The organism is Pseudomonas sp. CJQ_9 (assembly GCF_043106615.1).
Classification (GTDB): Bacteria; Pseudomonadota; Gammaproteobacteria; order Pseudomonadales; family Pseudomonadaceae; genus Aquipseudomonas; species Aquipseudomonas juntendi.
The window spans coordinates 1-17,935 of record NZ_JBICMS010000006.1 but is presented as its reverse complement, the minus strand read 5'-3'; the positions used below and the strand labels follow the sequence as shown (position 1 = coordinate 17,935).

The 17,935-nt window shown below is 63.4% G+C and carries 14 protein-coding genes, 1 tRNA gene and 3 pseudogenes; 6 read left to right on the top strand and 12 right to left on the bottom strand.

The annotated features are described in order from the left end of the window. Positions 1–196: 196 nt before the first annotated feature. Together ACF8SD_RS01295 and ACF8SD_RS01290 are read right to left on the bottom strand one after the other, a co-directional pair. A pseudogene (locus tag ACF8SD_RS01295) lies at positions 197–1,060 on the bottom strand (HAMP domain-containing protein); the annotation flags it as partial. Between the two features lie 409 nt (positions 1,061–1,469). After that, the gene (locus ACF8SD_RS01290) at positions 1,470–2,822 is read right to left on the bottom strand and encodes an APC family permease (protein WP_173890758.1); all 1,353 of its coding nucleotides are present in this window, start codon (positions 2,820–2,822) and stop codon (positions 1,470–1,472) included. Positions 2,823–3,267: 445 nt separating this feature from the next. On the opposite strand from ACF8SD_RS01290, the gene ACF8SD_RS01285 reads away from it, so the two are divergent. Together ACF8SD_RS01285 and nadA are read left to right on the top strand one after the other, a co-directional pair. Beyond that, the gene (locus ACF8SD_RS01285; RefSeq protein WP_173890757.1) at positions 3,268–4,776 is read left to right on the top strand and encodes a YdgA family protein; all 1,509 of its coding nucleotides are present in this window, start codon (positions 3,268–3,270) and stop codon (positions 4,774–4,776) included. A gap of 231 nt (positions 4,777–5,007) precedes the next feature. Continuing rightward, positions 5,008–6,066, top strand: a complete 1,059-nt coding sequence (nadA, locus tag ACF8SD_RS01280) for a quinolinate synthase NadA (RefSeq protein ID WP_009684090.1) — start codon at positions 5,008–5,010, stop codon at positions 6,064–6,066. Positions 6,067–6,377: 311 nt separating this feature from the next. Here nadA and ACF8SD_RS01275 read toward each other — a convergent pair whose 3' ends face one another. The 3 genes from ACF8SD_RS01275 to ACF8SD_RS01265 form a co-directional block, all read right to left on the bottom strand. Beyond that, a complete protein-coding gene (locus ACF8SD_RS01275; protein WP_392483346.1) occupies positions 6,378–7,349 on the bottom strand; it encodes a magnesium and cobalt transport protein CorA in 972 nt (323 codons plus the stop codon). Between the two features lie 64 nt (positions 7,350–7,413). Continuing rightward, positions 7,414–8,133: a lysophospholipid acyltransferase family protein gene (locus ACF8SD_RS01270; protein WP_392483344.1), complete on the bottom strand. Its 720-nt coding sequence runs from the start codon at positions 8,131–8,133 to the stop codon at positions 7,414–7,416. Positions 8,134–8,284: 151 nt separating this feature from the next. Next, positions 8,285–8,974 carry a crotonase/enoyl-CoA hydratase family protein gene (locus ACF8SD_RS01265; RefSeq protein ID WP_392483343.1) on the bottom strand — a complete coding sequence of 230 codons (690 nt, stop codon included), beginning with the start codon at positions 8,972–8,974 and terminating at the stop codon, positions 8,285–8,287. Positions 8,975–9,172: 198 nt separating this feature from the next. Between ACF8SD_RS01265 and ACF8SD_RS01260 the strand changes: the two genes are divergently transcribed. After that, a tRNA-Ser gene (locus ACF8SD_RS01260) sits at positions 9,173–9,262 on the top strand. 124 nt (positions 9,263–9,386) lie between these two features. Here the strand turns inward: ACF8SD_RS01260 and ACF8SD_RS01255 are convergent. From ACF8SD_RS01255 to ACF8SD_RS01245, 3 genes are all read right to left on the bottom strand, one after another. Further along, entirely contained in the window at positions 9,387–11,519 is a 2,133-nt protein-coding gene (locus tag ACF8SD_RS01255; RefSeq protein ID WP_392483341.1) for a TonB-dependent siderophore receptor, read from the bottom strand. 152 nt (positions 11,520–11,671) lie between these two features. Then, a complete protein-coding gene (locus tag ACF8SD_RS01250; protein WP_392483339.1) occupies positions 11,672–12,865 on the bottom strand; it encodes an MFS transporter in 1,194 nt (397 codons plus the stop codon). Between the two features lie 165 nt (positions 12,866–13,030). After that, positions 13,031–13,780, bottom strand: a complete 750-nt coding sequence (locus ACF8SD_RS01245; protein WP_009685217.1) for a 3-oxoacyl-ACP reductase family protein — start codon at positions 13,778–13,780, stop codon at positions 13,031–13,033. Between the two features lie 118 nt (positions 13,781–13,898). Between ACF8SD_RS01245 and ACF8SD_RS01240 the strand changes: the two genes are divergently transcribed. Continuing rightward, complete coding sequence (locus ACF8SD_RS01240) at positions 13,899–14,834, top strand: LysR family transcriptional regulator (protein WP_173890743.1); 936 nt, start codon at positions 13,899–13,901, stop codon at positions 14,832–14,834. Positions 14,835–14,840: 6 nt separating this feature from the next. On the opposite strand, the gene ACF8SD_RS01235 is transcribed toward ACF8SD_RS01240, so the two are convergent. Continuing rightward, positions 14,841–15,317: a GreA/GreB family elongation factor gene (locus ACF8SD_RS01235; RefSeq protein ID WP_392483338.1), complete on the bottom strand. Its 477-nt coding sequence runs from the start codon at positions 15,315–15,317 to the stop codon at positions 14,841–14,843. Continuing rightward, the gene (locus ACF8SD_RS01230; protein ID WP_173890741.1) at positions 15,314–15,697 is read right to left on the bottom strand and encodes a hypothetical protein; all 384 of its coding nucleotides are present in this window, start codon (positions 15,695–15,697) and stop codon (positions 15,314–15,316) included. The genes ACF8SD_RS01235 and ACF8SD_RS01230 overlap by 4 nt, the downstream gene beginning before the upstream one ends. Before the next feature lie 88 nt (positions 15,698–15,785). Here ACF8SD_RS01230 and earP point away from each other — a divergent pair, with 88 nt between their 5' ends. After that, a complete protein-coding gene (earP, locus tag ACF8SD_RS01225) occupies positions 15,786–16,919 on the top strand; it encodes an elongation factor P maturation arginine rhamnosyltransferase EarP (protein WP_392483337.1) in 1,134 nt (377 codons plus the stop codon). Positions 16,920–16,967: 48 nt separating this feature from the next. Then, complete coding sequence (gene efp / locus ACF8SD_RS01220; protein WP_009685223.1) at positions 16,968–17,537, top strand: elongation factor P; 570 nt, start codon at positions 16,968–16,970, stop codon at positions 17,535–17,537. 86 nt (positions 17,538–17,623) lie between these two features. Here the strand turns inward: efp and ACF8SD_RS01215 are convergent. Both ACF8SD_RS01215 and ACF8SD_RS01210 read right to left on the bottom strand, forming a co-directional pair. Continuing rightward, positions 17,624–17,716 (bottom strand): annotated as a pseudogene (locus ACF8SD_RS01215) (organic hydroperoxide resistance protein); the annotation flags it as partial. 100 nt (positions 17,717–17,816) lie between these two features. After that, positions 17,817–17,935: pseudogene (locus ACF8SD_RS01210) on the bottom strand (hypothetical protein); the annotation flags it as partial.

The window sequence follows — 17,935 nt, the reverse complement described above, 5'->3', positions numbered from 1 at the left end:
CCTGGGCGGCGTTATGGGCGACATCCAGTGCAGTGGCGCTCATTTCGTTGGCCGCCGTGGCCACTTGCTCGATTTCACGGTGCTGCTGCTGCATGCCGGCGCTGGTCTGGCTGGCGATGGCTGCCGACTGGTCGGCGGTGCCGCGGGCCTCCTGCAGCGAGCCTTTGACCTGGGCGATGACCGGCTGCAATTTGTCGAGGAAGCGGTTGAACCACGCGCTGAGCTGGCCCAGTTCGTCCTGGCGGGCGTAGTCCAGGCGGCGGGTAAGGTCGCCTTCGCCGCTGGCGATGTCTTCAAGCCGGGCAGCCACCGCCAGGATGGGGCGGGTGACCCCGCGCGCCGTGAGCCACACCAACAGCAAGCCCAGCACTGCCGCGCCCAGGCCAATCAGCAGGCTGGTCAGGTTGGCACGCTGGTTGTGCGCATCCAGGCGCTGATTGAGGGCTACCGCGGGTGCCTGCAGCACGCTTTCTGGCACTTCCAGCAATACCTGCCACGGGGCGGCGTCGGGAATGGGCGTGAAGGGGTGCGCAACCCGTAACTGGCCAGCGGCAACTGCAGGCTCAACGGGTTTGCCGAGCATGCTGGCGTCGCGGCTATTGCCTGCCAGCAGGCCGCCCGCGCTGGCGATGCTCACCTGGCCCTGACCCTCGAACAGCTCGCGGCGGCCGTTTATGCTCAACTGCTGCAGGTTGTCCAGGCTGATATCCAGGCCGACCACGCCCACCACTTTGCCGTGTTCCAGCAAGGGCAGGGCGATGCTGGTCATCAGTACCTGGCTGCCGTTGACCTCGTCCAGATACGGTTCCAGCAGGCAGGTTGTGCCGGTCTGCAGTGGGCAGGTCAGCCAGCGGTTCTTCGCCGCGCCGTTGCTGCCGATGCTGGCGTCGCCAAGCATCGCTTCTGGCATGGCTTCGCGCTCCAGGGTGCCCGGGCGCGGCTGCGACCAGTACAGCGAAAAGCGCCCGCTTTCGTTGCTGCCCGCCGCGTCCTGGCCGCGGTACTGGCTGTCTTGTTGGTCCAGTGCATTGGGTTGGAACACCAGGTACAGGCCGATCATGTCAGGTTTGCCGGCCAGGCTGGCTCGCGCCTGGCGGGTGAGTTCGGCGCGCAGGTCGTTGCCACCTCGGGCTTGCAGCACTTGCACCAGGCGGGCAAAGCCATTGCCGTATTGATAAGCGTCCATGAAGTAGCGCTGAATGCGCAGGGCCTGGGTTTCGGCGTGGGCCGCCAGGCGCTGCCGCGCGCTGCTGTCGAGCATGGCGGTGTTGGCTTGGTTGACCAGCGTGGCACTGCGCTGTGCCTGAGTCAGCGAGGTGGCCACCAGCAAGGCGACGATCGCCAGCAGGCAAAGGCCGGCCAGCAAGGTGATCTTCCATTGGATGGAGAGGCGGCGCAGCAGCATGGAGCTTTCCTTTTCGAACACTGCAACGCCCGCGGCCAGGCGCGGGCGTTGTGGGTAGCGTGGGTCATTCAGGCACGTAGTTGGGGGGCGCCGAGCGGAACGCCTTGGTCAGCCAGCCCAGGTACAGCAGGCCGAGCGCAGCCCAGATACCGCCAAAGATCAGCGAGTGGGCATTGAGGTCCAGCCACAGCGAAACGATGATGCAGAAGCCGATGGTGGGCAGTACCAGGTACTTCAGCTGGTTCGCCAGGCCCTTGCGGTTGCCCTCGCGAAGGTAGCAATGGTTGATCACCGACAGGTTGACGAAGCTGAACGCCACCAGGGCGCCGAAATTGATGATCGAGGTAGCAGTCACCAGGTCGAAGAAAATCGCCGACAGCGAAATGATGCCGACCACGGCAATGTTCAGTACCGGTGTCTTGTAGCGTGCGTGCAGGCGGGCGAAAACGCGGGCCGGGATCACGTTGTCGCGGCCCATCACGTACAGCAGGCGCGACACGCTGGTCTGCGAGGCCAGGCCCGAGGCGATGGTGTTGATCACCGTGCAGGCAATGAATACCGACTGGAACAGTTTGCCCCCGACATACAGGGCGATTTCCGGCAGCGCCGCCTCGTGGTCATGGAAACGCGCCATGGTCGGGAAGTAGGCCTGGATGAAGTACGACACGGTGATGAACACCACGCCACCGATCAGGGCGGTGAGGAAGATCGCCCGCGGGATGGTCTTGCCCGGGTCGCGGGTTTCTTCGGACAGGCAGGTGACGGCGTCAAAGCCCAGGAACGAGAAGCACAGGATGGTCGCGCCGGCGGCCAGTGCGCTGAACTGGGTTTGACCGTCGGCGAACGGGATCAGGCTCCAGGCCGTGCCAAGCCCTTCACCATGGTGCAGGCCACGCACGCACAGGTAGATGAACACGGCGATGATCGCCACCTGCACGCCCACGAACAGCAGGTTGAAGTGCGCCACCAGGTTCACGCTGCGCATGTTGATCAGGCTGATGAGGGTCACGAAAGCGGCCACCCACACCCACGCAGGTACTTCCGGGAACATCGCCGAGAGGTACAGCTTGGCCAGCAGGGCATTGACCATTGGCAGCAGCAGGTAATCCAGTAACGACGACCAGCCGACCAGGAAACCCACGTGCGGGTTGATCGCGCGCTGGGTGTAGGTGTAGGCCGAACCCGACTGCGGAAAGCGTTTTACCAGGGTGCCATAGCTGACTGCGGTGAACAGGATGCCGGCCAGCGCCAGGATGTACGCGCTGGGCACGTGGCCGGCGGTTATCCCGCTGACGATGCCGAAAGTGTCGAATACCGTCATCGGTGTCAGGTAGGCCAGGCCGATGATGATCACGTGCCACAGGCGCAGGGTTTTGCGAAGTTGGCCGTTGTCGGCAGCGCTAGGGTCATGCTGCATGCTGGCATGGCTCCTGTTGCTGGGCGTGTACGGCGGGCACGGGGTATGGCGCATGCGGCAAGGGCGAGCGGGTGGGCTCCATGTTGTTCACCTTTTATGTTGGAGCGGCGGAAGGCGCGGGGGACGCGCAAAGTGGTGAAAATAAAAAACGATGGGTAGGTGGGTGTCAAGTTAAACATGACAAGATGTTACGCAATTGAAATATTTATCGATTCTTTTTGGGGTTTGTTCGGTTTTTACGCGTTTTTTTGCGGTTATGATCAATTGATGTGTTCGAAAAAATCAACAATTTGACCGTCGGATTAGGCGGTTTGTCGGACGCTTCCGAAAGGCAGGATTTCAGCACTTTGCCCTGCGTCCCTTGCCTGTGGGGGTGATACTCTTCGCACTCTGTGTGGCCCGTGGCCGCCTAATCAGCCCTTACGGACAGCAATCGGTTCAATTCATGAAGAAATCAGTTGGCATTCTTTCCGGCCTGGCTGTCGCCATCGCCGTCGCAACCACCGCTGGCGCCTGGTACACCGGCAAGCAGTTGCCAGCCGAGCTGGACAACGCGGTGGCCCGCAGCAACGCCGAGCTGCAAAAGGCCCTGGTCACCACCGGTGGCAGCATGCGTATCGAGCGGGTGTCGCTGGAACAGCACTTCTTCAGCAGTACCGCCCAGTACCGGCTCAAGGCCCGCGACATCAACGTGGGTGAAGGCGAGGTGATCAACTTCGACGTGGGCGTGACCGACCACATCGAGCACGGCCCATTCCCCTGGTCGCGCATCAAGGCGCTGAAGCTGGTGCCGGTGATGGCCGTTAGCAACAGCACGTTGCAGAAGGACGATGCCGTCGCGCCTTGGTTCGACGCTGCCGGCGGCAAGGTGCCGCTCAGCGCGCAGACCAGCCTGGGTTACGGGGGGGATGTGGTCAGCCAGATTCAACTGGCCCCGCTCAAGCTCGACAAGGCAGACGGCAACCGCCTCGATTTTTCAGGGATGCAATTGGAGGTCAGTGGCGACAAGGACGGCAAGGCCTCCAAGTTCCACGGCCATGCCGACCGTTTGCTGATGAAGCTGGTGAATGACGACCAGCCACCGGCCACATTCGAGCTTCAGGGTCTCAAGCTTGGTGGCAACCTGGCGGCCACGCCTTACGACAATATCTACGTGGGCAACGTCGACCTGTTGTTGGCCGAGGCCAAGGTCACGCTAGGGCCAAAACAGCAGGTCCTGCTGGTCAAGGGCGTGGAGCAGTATGCCCTGCAGAGCCTTGAAACCCCCGATACCGTGGGCGGCCGCGTGGAGTACAAGGTCGGGGACATCAGTTGGGACGGCCGCGCGGTGGGCAAGGCGCAAATGGCGGTGAGCATCACCTCTGTCCATGCCCCGGCGCTGCAGGCCTTGTCGAAATGGTACCAGTCGCACCTGCCGGAGTTCGAAGCTGCCGCTGCTGCCGGCCAGCCGGTGCCGCAAATCCAGATGGACGACGCCGAAAAGGCCCGCTTCCAGGGCGACCTGCAGCAACTGCTGGCGGCCAAGCCCAAGGTGGCGTTGGAAAACCTGTCGTTCAAGACCGCCAACGGCGAGAGCCGCTTCAACCTGGCCATGGATTTCGCCGCGCCGGCCAGCTTCGACCTGCCGCCGGACCAACTGAGCAAACAGGTCCTCACTGAGGTGAAGGGCAAGCTCTCGCTGTCCAAACCCATGATTGGCGACCTGGCGACACTGCAAGCGCTGCTCGATGGCCAAACCGATGCACAGGCGATCGCCATGCAGTCGGGGCAGGCCGGGGAGATGGTCGGCATGATGGCCGTGCAAAGCGGCCTGGCCACCGTGCAGGGCGATGATGTGGTCAGCAGCCTGCACTATGCCGATGGCATGGTCGATTTCAATGGGCAGAAGATGACCGTGGAAGAGTTCGCCATGCTGATGGCCGCGCACCTCGCAGCGCTGTCCCCGCGGGGGTGATGGTTATCCGGCGCTGGCCTGTTGCCGGCCTTACCCGCGAACAGGCCAGCGCCGGCAACACAAAAACCCCTTTAGTAATCGCTGGATTCTCTGTAGCCTTCGGCCTCCGATAATAATCCGCGCCCGCAGAGGGCCGTGACGGCCTGCGCCGTCCGGCACCCTTAGCCGATCTGTCAGGGCCGGGTGATACACTCGATTTGATGCGCACGCGCGCCTGCAGGTCCAGCGATCATGACCCAGATTTCCGAACGCCTGTTGGTTCAGGCCCACCTCGACGCCAAGCAGCCCAACCCGCTGACAGCCGAGCAGGAGGCCGAATACCGTGCGGCCATCGCTGCCGAGCTCAAGGCCCAGAACGCTGTGCTGGTCGCCCATTATTACTGCGACCCGGTCATTCAGGCGCTGGCCGAAGAAACCGGCGGCTGCGTGTCCGACTCGCTGGAAATGGCCCGCTTCGGCAAGAACCACCCCGCCGAAACGGTGATCGTGGCTGGTGTGCGCTTCATGGGCGAAACGGCAAAAATCCTCACCCCGGAAAAGCGCGTGCTGATGCCGACCCTGGAGGCCACCTGTTCGCTCGACCTGGGCTGCCCTGTCGAAGCGTTTTCGGCGTTCTGCGACCAGCACCCGGAGCGCACCGTGGTGGTGTATGCCAATACCTCCGCTGCGGTGAAGGCCCGTGCCGACTGGGTAGTGACCTCCAGCTGCGCACTGGAAATTGTCGAAAGCCTGATGGACAACGGCGAAACCATCATCTGGGGCCCGGACCAGCACTTGGGCCGTTACATTCAGAAGCAGACCGGTGCCGACATGCTGTTGTGGGACGGTGCCTGTATCGTCCATGAAGAATTCAAGTCGCGCCAGTTGGCTGACATGAAGGCGTTGTACCCGGACGCCGCCATCCTCGTGCACCCCGAATCACCGGAAGCGGTGATCGAGTTGGCGGATGCGGTGGGTTCCACCAGCCAATTGATCAAGGCCGCGCAGACCTTGCCGAACAAGACCTTCATCGTTGCTACCGACCGCGGCATCTTCTACAAGATGCAGCAGTTGTGCCCGGACAAGGTATTCGTCGAAGCGCCTACAGCCGGCAACGGCGCCGCCTGCCGCAGCTGCGCGCACTGCCCGTGGATGGCCATGAACACCCTCGAGCGCGTGCTGCACTGCCTGCGCAATGGGGGGGATGAGATTTTTGTCGACCCCGCGTTGGTGCCCAAGGCGATCAAGCCATTGAACCGCATGCTGGACTTCACCCAGGCGGCGCGGCTCAAGCTTTCCGGTAACGCCTGAGATTGCCGGAGGCCGCTCGGCGGCCCAGCACAGCCACCGCGCCGCCTGCTTCGCGGGTAAACCCGCTCTTACAGCTCACGCTACCGATGTAGGAGCAACTGTCTTTCTCAAAATTTGAAAAGCCTGCGCGATTCATTGTGGGAGCGGGCTTGCCCGCGAAGCAGGCGACGCGGTGTTTGGCACCGGCTGCGCCGGTGTTCGCGGGCACGCCCGCTCCCACACCGGCAAGGCCGGTGCCATCCACCGCGCCGCCTGCTTCGCGGGTAAACCCGCTCTTAGCGGCCTTGTGTCGCGATGGTGCCGCGAGCTGCCTATAGCCAGCCCGACCTCTTGAAACTGGCATACAACCCGGTACACCCCACAGCAATCACCCCCAACACCGCAAAATAGCCATAATGCCAGCTCAGCTCCGGCATATTCTGGAAGTTCATCCCATACACCCCGGCAATCGCCGTGGGGAACGCCAGGATCGCCGCCCACGCGGCAAACTTGCGTTGCACGATGCTTTGCCGTGACGACTCGAGGAACATGCCGATCTCGATGGTCTGGCTGGCAATGTCGCGAATGCCCGACAAGTCCTCCATCTGCCGGGTGACGTGGATTTGCACATCACGAAAATACGGGCGCATGTTCTTGTCGATGAAGGGGAAGCTCAGGCGCTGCAGCTCTTCGCTGACCTCAACCATGGGGGCCACGTAGCGGCGCAGGCGCAGGATATCGCGGCGCAGGCTGTGCAGGCGGCGAATGTCGTCCTCTTGCAGTGAGCCACCCAGCACGCTCTGCTCCAGCGCTTCGATCTCGCCATGGATGGCTTCGCTGACTGGCTGGTAGTTTTCGGTGACAAAGTCGAGCAGGGCGTACAGCACGAAGTCTTCACCGTGCTCCAGCAGCAAGGGCCGCGCCTCGCAGCGCTGGCGCACCATGGCATAGGATTTGGAGTGGCCGTTGCGGCAGGTGATGATGTAGCCGTTGCCGGCGAAGATGTGGGTTTCGATGAACTCCAGCTTGCCTTCGTGACGTACCGGCGAGTAAGTGACGATGAACAGCGCGTCGCCGAATGTCTCGAGCTTGGGCCGGCTGTGCTTTTCCAGGGCGTCTTCAATGGCCAGTTCATGCAGGTTGAACTGGCATTGCAGGGTAGCCAGCTCCTCGGCGTTGGGCTCTTCCAGGCCGATCCACACAAAATGCCCGGGCTTGCGTGCCCACTCGCTGCCTTCGTCGATGCTGATGTTGGTGACCTTCCGGCCGGCGCTGTACACCGCTGACGCCACTACTCGACCCATGGTTGCCCGCTTATTCCGGTTGAACACGGTTCATAGCTTGGGCTGTAGACGGCTGAAGAGCAACCTAGCCCTTGCCCAGCTCCCCTTCCATGCGGTCGATGCACTGTTGCATCTGCACACGGCATTGCTCCACCAGCGCTGGCAGGTCCTGCTGGGTCAGGCCCGCGGTGGCAATGGGCGGCAGCGAGCGCACGATCACGGTGCGCCGGCGCCAGCTGTTCAGGCTCAGGCGCCGGGCATAGCGGCTGACGCACACTGGCACGATCGGCACGCCGGCCTCGATGGCCATGTGAAACGCGCCTTTCTTGAACGCCAGCAACTGCTCGCCGGCATTACGTGTGCCTTCGGGGAAAATCCAGATAGAGGTGTCGTTCTGCAGCACCCGGGTGGTCTTCTGCAGGGCCTTGCGCGCCTGGTAGGCATTGTTGCGGTCGACCAACACGTTGCCGCCCAGCCAGAACAGCTGACCGAACAACGGTATCCAGCCCAGGCTTTTCTTGCCGATGGCGACCGTGCGCTGCGGCACCACCTGGCCCAGCACGAACAGATCGAAGTTGGACTGGTGGTTGGCGACGATCACGCAACCGGGTGGTTGGTCCCACAGCGGGCCGACCTCGGCCTTGACCTTGATGCGCAGCAGCCAGGTGGCCGGCCGGCTGTAAAGGCGGGCGAACAGGCGGCTGTTGTCGGGGTTGAAGGGGCGGCACAGGCCAATGGCCAGGCCCAGGACGCCAACGGCGAGAAAGTGCAGCGCCAGCAGGAGCATGCGCAATAAATAAAGCATGGTACGACTCACACCAGACAGTCGCCGGGCAGTGTACGGCTGTGCACTGGTTGGGGCAAATGCCGGTGTCAGCTTGTGCTGGCCTCTTCGCGGGTGAGCCCACTCCTGCGCGGGAGCAGCGTACGCCTGCCCCGCGTCGCGGCCAGCGGGCTCAACCCATAGGCTGCTGGTCCAGTTGTATGGCGGTGTCCAAGGCCTCGAGCAGCCCTTTGCGCACCTTCAGCTTGGTGTTCTTGTGCGCCAGCATGTTCAGCTTCTTCAATTCCCGCGCCACGCTCAGCGCCGCTTCCTGCAGTTGTTCGGCAGGCACCACCTTGTCGAGGAAGCCGGCATCCACCGACGCATGCGGGTCAAACACTTCGGCGTTGATCACCGACCGGTGGAAGGCCGAGCGGCGCAGACGGTCGCGGGCCAGTTCGATGCCGGCGTGGTGCATGGTCATGCCGATCTGCACTTCGTTCAGGCAGATCTTGTAGGGCCCTTCGACGCCAATGCGGTAGTCGGCCGACAGCAGCAGGAAGGCGCCCTTGGCCACGGCATTGCCCGGGCAGGCGACCACCACCGGGAAGGGGTGAGCCAGCAGGCGGCGGGCGAGGGTGGACCCGGCGGTAACCAGGCTGATGGCTTCCTGTGGGCCGCGGGTCATCACCTTCAGGTCGTAGCCGCCCGATAGAATGCCTGGCTGCCCGGTGATGATCACCACCGCGCGGTCCTCGGTGGCGCGGTCCAGCGCGGCATTGAACGCGCTGATGACATCCGGCGAGATCGCATTGACCTTGCCGTTGTTCAGGGTCAGGGTGGCGATGCCGTCTTCGGCGTGGTAGGTAATCAGCTCGCTCATGGCAGAGTCCTTTTGTTGGCGTGGCACCGACGTTACCCAGCGCGATGGGCAAGGTAAAGCAGCAAGGCTGACTGGTCGGTCAGCGCCCAGCCGGGCTCTGGTGCAAATACATGAAAAAACTGAAAAAAATGCTTGCCAAAGGGGAACGCTTTCACTAAATTAGCGCACCTCGACGGGCCGCACGGCTTGGAGAGAAACGGTGAAGTGTCCGAGTGGTCGAAGGAGCACGCCTGGAAAGTGTGTATACGAGAAATCGTATCAAGGGTTCAAATCCCTTCTTCACCGCCACATTCTACGAAAAGCCCCCGCGCTGAAAAGCACGGGGGCTTTTTGCTTCAAAGCCCATTGGGCCGGCTGCAAAGCCCCTGTGGCAGCGGGCATGCCGGCGATGGGCCGCACGCGGCCCTGAATATCAGAAACTGACCGAAGCTGACAGCCGGGCACTGCGCGGCGCGCCCTGGAACAGGTAGTTGTCACCCAGGTAGTCGCCCACATCGCGCCAGTAACGCTTGTCGAACAGGTTGTCCACCGTCAGCCGCAGTACCGTGTCATACCCGCCGACTCGCGTACGATAGCGGCTGCCTACATCGAATACCGTATACCCACCAACCGCCACATTCCCCGCCTGGCTCGCATACTTGCTGGCGCTGTAGCGTGCGCCGCCCAGCAACGCCAGGCCTGCGACCGGCAGGGTGTATTCGGCGTGCAGAGCTGCGCGCAAGCGTGGCACGTTGATCGCCTGGTGCCCTTCATAGTCGGGCGTGCCGCTGTCCTGCACCCGCGCCCGAATGGCCGCTGCGCTAGCTTGCACCTGCAGCCTGCGGGTCAGCCAGCCGCTGGCGCCCAGTTCCAGGCCGATGTTCTTCTGCTGGCCTTGCTGCACGTAAGTGAAGCTCCCGGCGCCGTCGGGGCGCGCATACTGGTAGGCCTGGCGAATCTGAAACAGCGCGGCGCTGAGGCTCAGCGCCTGCCAGTCGTGCTTGAGGCCTAGCTCCAGCTGGTGTGATGTTGTCGGCGCAAGGATTTCGGCGGCGTTGCTGGCGAACCAGGGCGCCGTCCCGCCAGCAGACAACCCCTTGGCGTAGCTGGCATACACAGTGGTCTCCGGCTGCGGCTTGTAGATGAGCGCAGCATTGGGCAGCAGCTGGTATTGGCGGGTATGGCGCCCCGCGACGCCGGTCTCGTCCCAGGTCTGCTCGTCCAGGCGTACCTCACGGGCACCCAGCACGGTTTGCCATTGGTCGTTGAAACGGATGCTGTCGCTGACGAACAGGCCGTACTGGCGGCTGTCCAGGCGGCGCTGGCTGGCGCCAAGCGGCTTGTCGGACGGCTCGAAAGCCGGGGCCCCGGTGTAGATGTTGCCGGTACCCAGCCACTCGTTGTAATACGGGCGCTGGTCCAGCGTGCGCCGCTGGGCGCTGCTGCCCACGGTCAGTTCGTGGCCCACCCCCAAGCCATCGAAGCGCCCGGTGAGCAGGGCCTGGGCCTCGTCGGTGCGGCGGGTGTCGTCTGGGCTGCGGTAGTCGTAGATGTCGTAATCGCCCGTGCTGCCGAAGTACGCGCCTTCACTCGAGCCCCAGGCAAACGCGCTGTAGTCATCGATCACCACCTTGCTGCGCGAAGCGCTGAGGGTGCCGGTCCAGTTGTCGTTGAAGCGGTACTCGAAGCGCCCGCCCAGGTTCAGCGAGTCGGTCTGCACCGGCTTTGCCCAGTGCTGGTAGGCCAGCCGGTCATCCGGGTCGATGCCGTGCGGCACTGCGCTGCCGCCGAGCAACTGGTAACCGGGCACCGAGCGCTGTTCGCGGTGCTGGTATTCAGCGTCCAGCTGCAGGGTGGCGTCGGGGCTGATCTGCCAGTCGAAGGCCAGCGAGGCGAAGTCGCGCTGGCCATCGGCGTGGTCGACGTACGAGCGCAGGTCTTCATGGGCCAGGTTGGCGCGCAGGCCGAACTGCTGTTCGCTGCCAAACCAGCCGCCAAGGTCGGTGGCCAGGTAGCGCTCGCCCTGTTCGTTGGTCGACAGCGTAAGGCTGCGCACCGCTTCAGCGCGCTTGGTCACGTAGTTGATCAAGCCGCCGGGGGCCGCTACGCCGCTCTGCAGCCCGGACAGCCCCTTGAGCAGTTCCACCTGCTGCTTGTTCTCCAGGGCGACGCTCTGTTCGCCGGCGATGGTCTGGCCGTTGATGCGGTAGCTGCTGGCCGCGTTCAGCGCAAAGCCCCGCACATTGAAGTTTTCGTAGTAACCGATGGGGGCATAGCTTTCGCCAACCGACGCGTCGCTTTGCAGCACCTGGCTGAGCATGCGCACCTGGCGGTCTTCCAGCAGTGTCTGGCTGAACACACTGATCGAAGCCGGGGTGTCGAGCAGGGGGGCGGGCTGGAAGCCACCCACTGCTGCCTCGCTGGCCTGGTAGCCGTCGTTGGCGTAGGTATCGACGACCTGCACCGGGGCCAGCAGCACGCTGCCCTGGGCGAGCACGGCGGGGCACTGCAAGGCCAGGCCCAGGCCGAGCAGGCTCAGGGGCAGACGGGGAGGGCGCGGGGGCATGCGGGGGGCTCCTGGAGGCGCGACAGGCCGGGAAAAGGCGGCATCTTATCAGCCGCCTTTACCCTAAGACGATCCAGCGTTGCGCTCGGCCGTCAGGCAGATGCGCCTGGCCGTTTGTGCTGGCGCCAGTTGGCGTCGATTTTTCGACCAGGCTAGGCCGCCTTGGCGGAGGGGCGAGCTTCGGTTCTACGCGCGGCAAGCAGCCATGCCAGCAATGCCAAGGCGCCGATGACCAACCCTGCCGCGACGATGCCCAGCCAGCCTTGACGCTGGTACAGCTGCGTGCCCAACAAAGAGCCCAGCGCACCGCCAATGAAGTAGCAGGTGATATACCCGGCGTTGAGGCGTGTACGCGCTTCGGGCCGCAGGGCGATCACGGCGTTCTGGTTGCTCACGTGGACCAGTTGCACCGCCAGGTCGAGCATCAGCACGCCCAGCAGCAAGGCCAGCAGTGACTGTTGGGCAAACCCCAACGGTACCCACGACAGCAGCAATACCACCAGGCCCACGGTGGTGCCCAGCTGGCCCTTGCCTCTGTCGGCCAGGCGCCCGGCCCAGTTGGCCGACAGTGCACCGGCTGCACCCGCCAGGCCGAACAGGCCGATCACCGCATCTGAATAATGGTAAGGAGGGTTTGCCAGCAGAAATGCCAGCGGTGTCCAGAACAGGGCGAACAGGCTGAATGCCAGCAGGCCCAGCAGCGAGCGCAAGCGCAGGACCGGCTCTTCCAGGAACAGGCGGAACACCGAGCCGATCAGCGCCGGGTACTTCAGCCCGGCATGGCTGTGGTGTTGCGGCAGGCAGCGGTACAGCGCCACGGCGGTAATCGCCATCAGCACGGCGGCCAGCACATAGATACTGCGCCAGCCGCCCAGTTCGGCCATGAAGCCGGCCGCGGTGCGCGCCAGCAGAATGCCCAGCAGCAGCCCGCTCATCAGTGTGCCGACCGCACGGCCGCGCTGCTGCGGCTCGCTCAGCGAGGCAGCCATGGGCACCAGAATTTGTGCCACTACCGAGAACAGGCCGGTCAACGCCGTACCAAGAATCAGCCACGGCAGGCCAGGGGCACAGGCGCTGATGACCAGGCCGAGAGTGGCAATGGCGGTCATCACGGTAATCAGCCGACGCTGCTCGAACAGGTCGCCTAGCGGTGCCAGCAGCAACAGGCCGGCGCCATAGCTGAGCTGGGCGGCAATCACGATACTGCCGGCGCTGGCGGTGCTCAGGCCGAATTGCTGGGCAATGCTGTGCAACAGCGGCTGGGCGTAGTAGTTACTGGCCACGGCCAGGCCGGTGGCGGTGGCCATCAGCAGGATCAGGGTGCGGCTGAGAGGAGGGGCGGGCATGTGTTTCTCGTAGCGGGCAGCAGCAAGTGGGGTATTATCGGCAAGTGCCGGGCACGGCGCCAATGCATTTGCGGGGCCGGGGGCGGCGGGTGGCGCTCGATCTACCGTGTGCCACTGCACCAAAGGCAAGCGCCCGCCAGCCCAGCCCCGCCACCAACGGCGCAATCAGGCGGCAAAGCCACCGTCCACCGTCAAGCTCGCTCCCGTGATATAGCCCGCCTCAGGCCCCGCCAGGTAGGCCACGAAGCTGGCAATCTCGTCCGCTTCGCCATACCGCCCAATTGCCATCAGCGGGATCAGGCTCTCGGCGAATTCGCCGCTGGCCGGGTTCATGTCGGTGTCCACTGGCCCTGGTTGCACGTTGTTCACGGTAATACCCTGCGGCCCCAGGTCGCGCGCCATGCCGCGGGTCAGGCCGACCAGCGCCGACTTGCTCATGGCATAAGGCGCGCCGCCGGCAAACGGCATGCGCTCGGCATTGGTGCTGCCAATGTTGATGATGCGCCCGCCCTGGCCCATGTACCGCGCTGCGGCCTGGCTGGCGACAAAGACACTGCGTACGTTCACCGCCAACGTGCGGTCGAAATCGGCGAGGTCGAATTCGGTGAGCGGCGCGACCGTCAGTACCCCGGCGTTGTTGACCAGGATATCCAGCCGGCCGAAGGCCTTCACTGTGTCATCCACGGCCAGCTGCACGGCAGCGGCATCGGCGCTGTCGGCGCGCAGGGCCAGGGCCTTGCCGCCGTTGTCGCCGATTTCCCGTGCCAGGTCTTCTGCCGGCCCGGCAGAGCTGACGTAGGTGAAGGCCACTTGCGCACCCTCGCGGGCCAGGCGCCGCACGATAGCCGCGCCAATACCCCGGGAACCGCCCTGTACCAGGGCCACCTTGCCTTCGAGTGTAAGTTGCTTGGACATGCTGATCTCCTGCTGTAAGCCAGGCTGGAATGCCTTGGATAGGCGCAGTATCGGCGCTCGATTACTTGCTGATAAGATGGCAATCACTATAAGCAGAGTAAACTTTTGGTTGCCAATCATGGCCATGGAATCGTTCAACGCGTTGGAATGCTTCATCCGCAGTGCCGAGGTAGGCAGCTTTGCCGAAGCGGCCAGGCGCTTGCGCATTACGCCGGCTGCCGTGGGCAAGCACGTTGCGCAGTTGGAGGCGCGCCTGGGGGTGCGGTTGTTCCAGCGTAGTACCCGCAAGCTGACCTTGACCGAAGCAGGGCAGCGTTTTCTTGGCGAGGTAAGCGACAGCTTTCGCACCATTCAGTATGCGGTGGCCAACCTGGCCAGTGCCGAAGGGCAACCGGCCGGGCTGCTGCGGGTCAGCATGGGCACGGTGTTCGGGCGTTTGTACGTGCTGCCCTTGCTGGGCGAATTTCTGCGCCGCTACCCAGCCATTACTCCGGACTGGCATTTCGATAACCGCCAGGTCGACCTGATCGGCCAGGGCTTCGACGCGGCCATTGGCGGTGGTTTTGAACTGCCGCCGGGGGTGGTGGCGCGCAAGTTGACCCCGGCGCACCGGGTGCTGGTGGCGGCGCCGGCGTACCTGCAGCGGCATGCACAGATCGATGAGCCGCACGTGTTGCAGCGCCATGACGGCATTCTGATCCGCTCGCCGCAGACCGGGCGGGTGCGCTCGTGGCCGTTGACCAGCCGCTGGCAGGGACAGCAGCCATTGCTCTTGCGCCAGGCCATGACCATGAGCGATTCGGACGCTGCCTGCGCGGTGGCCGAGCAGGGGCTGGGGATTGCGCTGGTGAGTTTGCCGTTCGCGGTGCCCTACCTGCAGGCCGGCCGGTTGCAGCGGGTGTTGCCGGACTGGTATGTGGACGATGGGCATATCAGCCTGTATTTCGCCGAGCACAAGCTGTTGCCGGGCAAGACCCGTGCATTCGTCGATTTCATCGTCGAGCAGTTCGCCGAGCAGGGCCTGGCGGGGCGCTTCGATGCCCTGCAGTGTTAGTAGGCGTCAGGCAACATCAACGACGAACAGTACCTGCACTCCCAGGCTCACCTCATCATCCACCCGTTTACCCAGCAATACTTGCCCCAGGGGCGAGCGCGGGGTGATCACTGTCACCAGCCCGTCTGCTGCGGCAATTTTCAGGCCGGCAGCTTCAGGCCCCAGAAACACCCGACGTTGTTCGCCAGTTTCATCCTCCAGGGTCACCAGGTTGCTCATGTGCACCCCGCGCGCCGGGTCATAATCGCGCAGCAGCAGTTGCTGGTAAATCAGCAGTGCCTGGCGGATTTGCGCACTGCGTCGGGCTTGCCCGGTGGCCAGGTACGAGGCCTCCAGGCCCAGGGTGTCGTACTTGTTCTCGGCGACGTTCTCTTCCGCCGTGGCGGCTTCATAGGCGGTTTGGGCCGCACGGGTCAGCACGTCCAGGTCATGTTCCAGGGTGGCGACGATCTGTGCCAGCAGGTGGTGCTTGCGCGTGGTCAATAACAGAACTCCAGCACGTTGGCCTGGCTTTTGTCGGTAGGTGCAGTGCGATTCTGTTGCAGCCAGAACTGGCACTTGGGGCTGTTCAGGTTGCGCGGGTTACCCTGCGCAGCCTCAGCGGCCTGTTGTTGTTCCTGTTGCTGCAGCATGTGCTTGTAGCGCTCGAACATTTCAGCTTGCGCATCGGCCGGTTGCACCGGTGCCGGTGCTGGTGCCACGGCCGGGGCCGCGGCTTGCCGCTCGGGCGGGAGCGGCCACAGTTGATGGGCCAGCAGCAGGCTAAGGGCAATCGCCATTGCGCCAAGCCATAGGCCCAAAGCCACGCACAGTATCAACTGCAACGGCTTCAGGGTGATGGTCAGTTCACGGCGGCGGGGCATGGCGGCCTCCTTGGCAAGTGGGCGGGGTGCATTGTCGCATGCTGTCGGGCAGAATCCGCGTTTTTACGCAAGTTAAAGGGAACGGCGCATGAAAGCCACCTGGGACATCTTCTGCAGCGTGGTCGACAACTACGGCGATATTGGCGTGACCTGGCGCCTGGCCCGGCAGTTGGTGGCCGAGCATGGCCTGGCGGTGCGCCTGTGGGTGGATGATCTCAACGCCTTCACGCCCATGTGCCCCGGCGCCGACGCCAACGCGGCGCAGCAGTGGCAGCAGGGCGTGGACGTACGCCAGTGGCCGGCGGCCTGGTTGCCGGTAGCGCCTGCCGATGTGGTGATCGGTGCCTTTGCCTGCCAGTTGCCAGCGACCTATGTCGAGGCCATGCGGGCCTCCCCCCGGCCACCACTGTGGTTGAACCTTGAATACCTCAGTGCCGAGGATTGGGTAGAGGGTTGCCATGGTCTGCCGTCGCCGCAGGCAAATGGCCTGCGCAAAGTGTTCTTCTTCCCCGGCTTCACCGAAAACACCGGTGGCCTGCTGCGCGAGGCTGAGCTGCTGGCCCGCCGCGACGCGTTGCAACAGTCGGCGGCTGCCCGGCAGGCGTTCCTGCAGGGGTTGGCTGTAAGCCCCGCGCCCGGGGCGCTGCTGATCAGCCTGTTCGCCTATGAAAACCCGCAACTGGGAAAATGGCTCGATGCCTTGGCTGCCGGTGACCAAGCCTGCCACCTGCTGGTGCCGCAAGGCCGTGTGGTCGCCGGCCTCAGCCACTGGCTTGGCGAGGCGCCGCTGCAGGCCGGGCAGGTGCGCACGCGTGGTGCGCTGACCGTGCAGGTGTTGCCGTTCGTCAGCCAGGATGATTTCGATCGGCTGCTGTGGTGCTGCGACTTCAATGCGGTGCGGGGCGAGGATTCGTTCGTGCGGGCGCAGTGGGCCGGGCAGCCCATGTTGTGGCACATCTACGTGCAGGACGAGAATGCTCACTGGGAAAAGCTCGAAGCGTTCCTGGCGCATTACCGACGCGGTTTGTCAGCCGATGCCGGCGCCGCGTTGCTGGGCCTGTGGCGGGCCTGGAACATGGATCAGGACATGGGCCAGGCCTGGCAGGAAGCCCGCCGGTATTGGCCGCAACTGCAGCAGCACGCCCGGCGCTGGGCGGCGCAACAGGCCGCTCAGCCGGACCTTGCCACGGCGCTAGTACACTTTTATGGAAATTCGCTATGATATGCGGCCTCGATTTTTATAAATCCATCCAGATTCGGATACTTCGTAATGAAAACTGGTAAAGAACTGAAACCCGGTACCGTGCTGCGCATCGACAACGACCCGTGGCTGGTTCAAAAAGCTGAGTTCACCAAGTCGGGCCGTAACAGCGCGATCATGAAAACCAAGCTGAAGAACCTGCTGACCGGCTACAAAACCGAAACCGTATACGGTGCAGACGACAAGCTGGACGACGTGATCCTGGACCGCAAAGAAGCGACCCTGTCGTTCATCAGCGGTGATTCGTACACCTTCATGGACACCAGCGACTACACCATGTACGAGCTGAACGAAGAAGACATCGAAGCTGTTCTGCCTTACATCGAAGAAGGCATGGAAGACGTCTGCGAAGCCGTGTTCTTCGAAGGCCGCCTGGTATCGGTTGAACTGCCGACCACCATCAGCCGTCAGGTTGTCTACACCGAGAACGCTGCGCGCGGCGACACCTCGGGCAAGGTCATGAAGCCTGCCAAACTGAAGAACGGTACCGAGATTTCGGTTGCCGACTTCATCCAGATCGACGAGTGGATCGACATCGACACCCGCGACAACAGCTTCAAGGGCCGTTCCAAGAAGTAATGCTTCTTGTGAAAGGCAAAAAACCCGGCTTCGGCCGGGTTTTTTTGTGTCTGCCAATTGTGCATCACTGCACCTGCAGGGCAGGTTTAGACGGCTACGTGCAGCCGTACATCCACATTACCGCGGGTGGCGTTGGAGTACGGGCACACCTTGTGCGCCTTTTCCACCAGCGCTTCGGCCGTTCCAAGAAGTAATGCTTCTTGTGAAGGGTAAAAAAACGGCTTCGGCCGGGTTTTTTTGTGCCTGCCAATTGTGCATCGCTGCACCTGGAGGGCAGGCTTAAACGGCTACGTGCAGCCGCACATTCACATTGCCGCGGGTGGCATTGGAGTACGGGCACACCTTGTGCGCCTTTTCCACCAGCGCTTCGGCCGTTCCAACGAAGTAATGCTTTTTGT

What these genes read in the sequence shown, in the direction of transcription:
- ACF8SD_RS01270 (WP_392483344.1), bottom strand. Translation starts at nt 8,133, where the DNA reads ATGCTTTATTTATTGCGCATGCTCCTGCTGGCGCTGCACTTTCTCGCC.
- ACF8SD_RS01240 (WP_173890743.1), top strand. Translation starts at nt 13,899, where the DNA reads ATGGCCATGGAATCGTTCAACGCGTTGGAATGCTTCATCCGCAGTGCC.
- ACF8SD_RS01250 (WP_392483339.1), bottom strand. Translation starts at nt 12,865, where the DNA reads ATGCCCGCCCCTCCTCTCAGCCGCACCCTGATCCTGCTGATGGCCACC.
- ACF8SD_RS01290 (WP_173890758.1), bottom strand. Translation starts at nt 2,822, where the DNA reads ATGCAGCATGACCCTAGCGCTGCCGACAACGGCCAACTTCGCAAAACC.
- ACF8SD_RS01265 (WP_392483343.1), bottom strand. Translation starts at nt 8,974, where the DNA reads ATGAGCGAGCTGATTACCTACCACGCCGAAGACGGCATCGCCACCCTG.
- ACF8SD_RS01245 (WP_009685217.1), bottom strand. Translation starts at nt 13,780, where the DNA reads ATGTCCAAGCAACTTACACTCGAAGGCAAGGTGGCCCTGGTACAGGGC.
- efp (WP_009685223.1), top strand. Translation starts at nt 16,968, where the DNA reads ATGAAAACTGGTAAAGAACTGAAACCCGGTACCGTGCTGCGCATCGAC.
- nadA (WP_009684090.1), top strand. Translation starts at nt 5,008, where the DNA reads ATGACCCAGATTTCCGAACGCCTGTTGGTTCAGGCCCACCTCGACGCC.
- ACF8SD_RS01275 (WP_392483346.1), bottom strand. Translation starts at nt 7,349, where the DNA reads ATGGGTCGAGTAGTGGCGTCAGCGGTGTACAGCGCCGGCCGGAAGGTC.
- ACF8SD_RS01230 (WP_173890741.1), bottom strand. Translation starts at nt 15,697, where the DNA reads ATGCCCCGCCGCCGTGAACTGACCATCACCCTGAAGCCGTTGCAGTTG.
- ACF8SD_RS01285 (WP_173890757.1), top strand. Translation starts at nt 3,268, where the DNA reads ATGAAGAAATCAGTTGGCATTCTTTCCGGCCTGGCTGTCGCCATCGCC.
- ACF8SD_RS01255 (WP_392483341.1), bottom strand. Translation starts at nt 11,519, where the DNA reads ATGCCCCCGCGCCCTCCCCGTCTGCCCCTGAGCCTGCTCGGCCTGGGC.
- earP (WP_392483337.1), top strand. Translation starts at nt 15,786, where the DNA reads ATGAAAGCCACCTGGGACATCTTCTGCAGCGTGGTCGACAACTACGGC.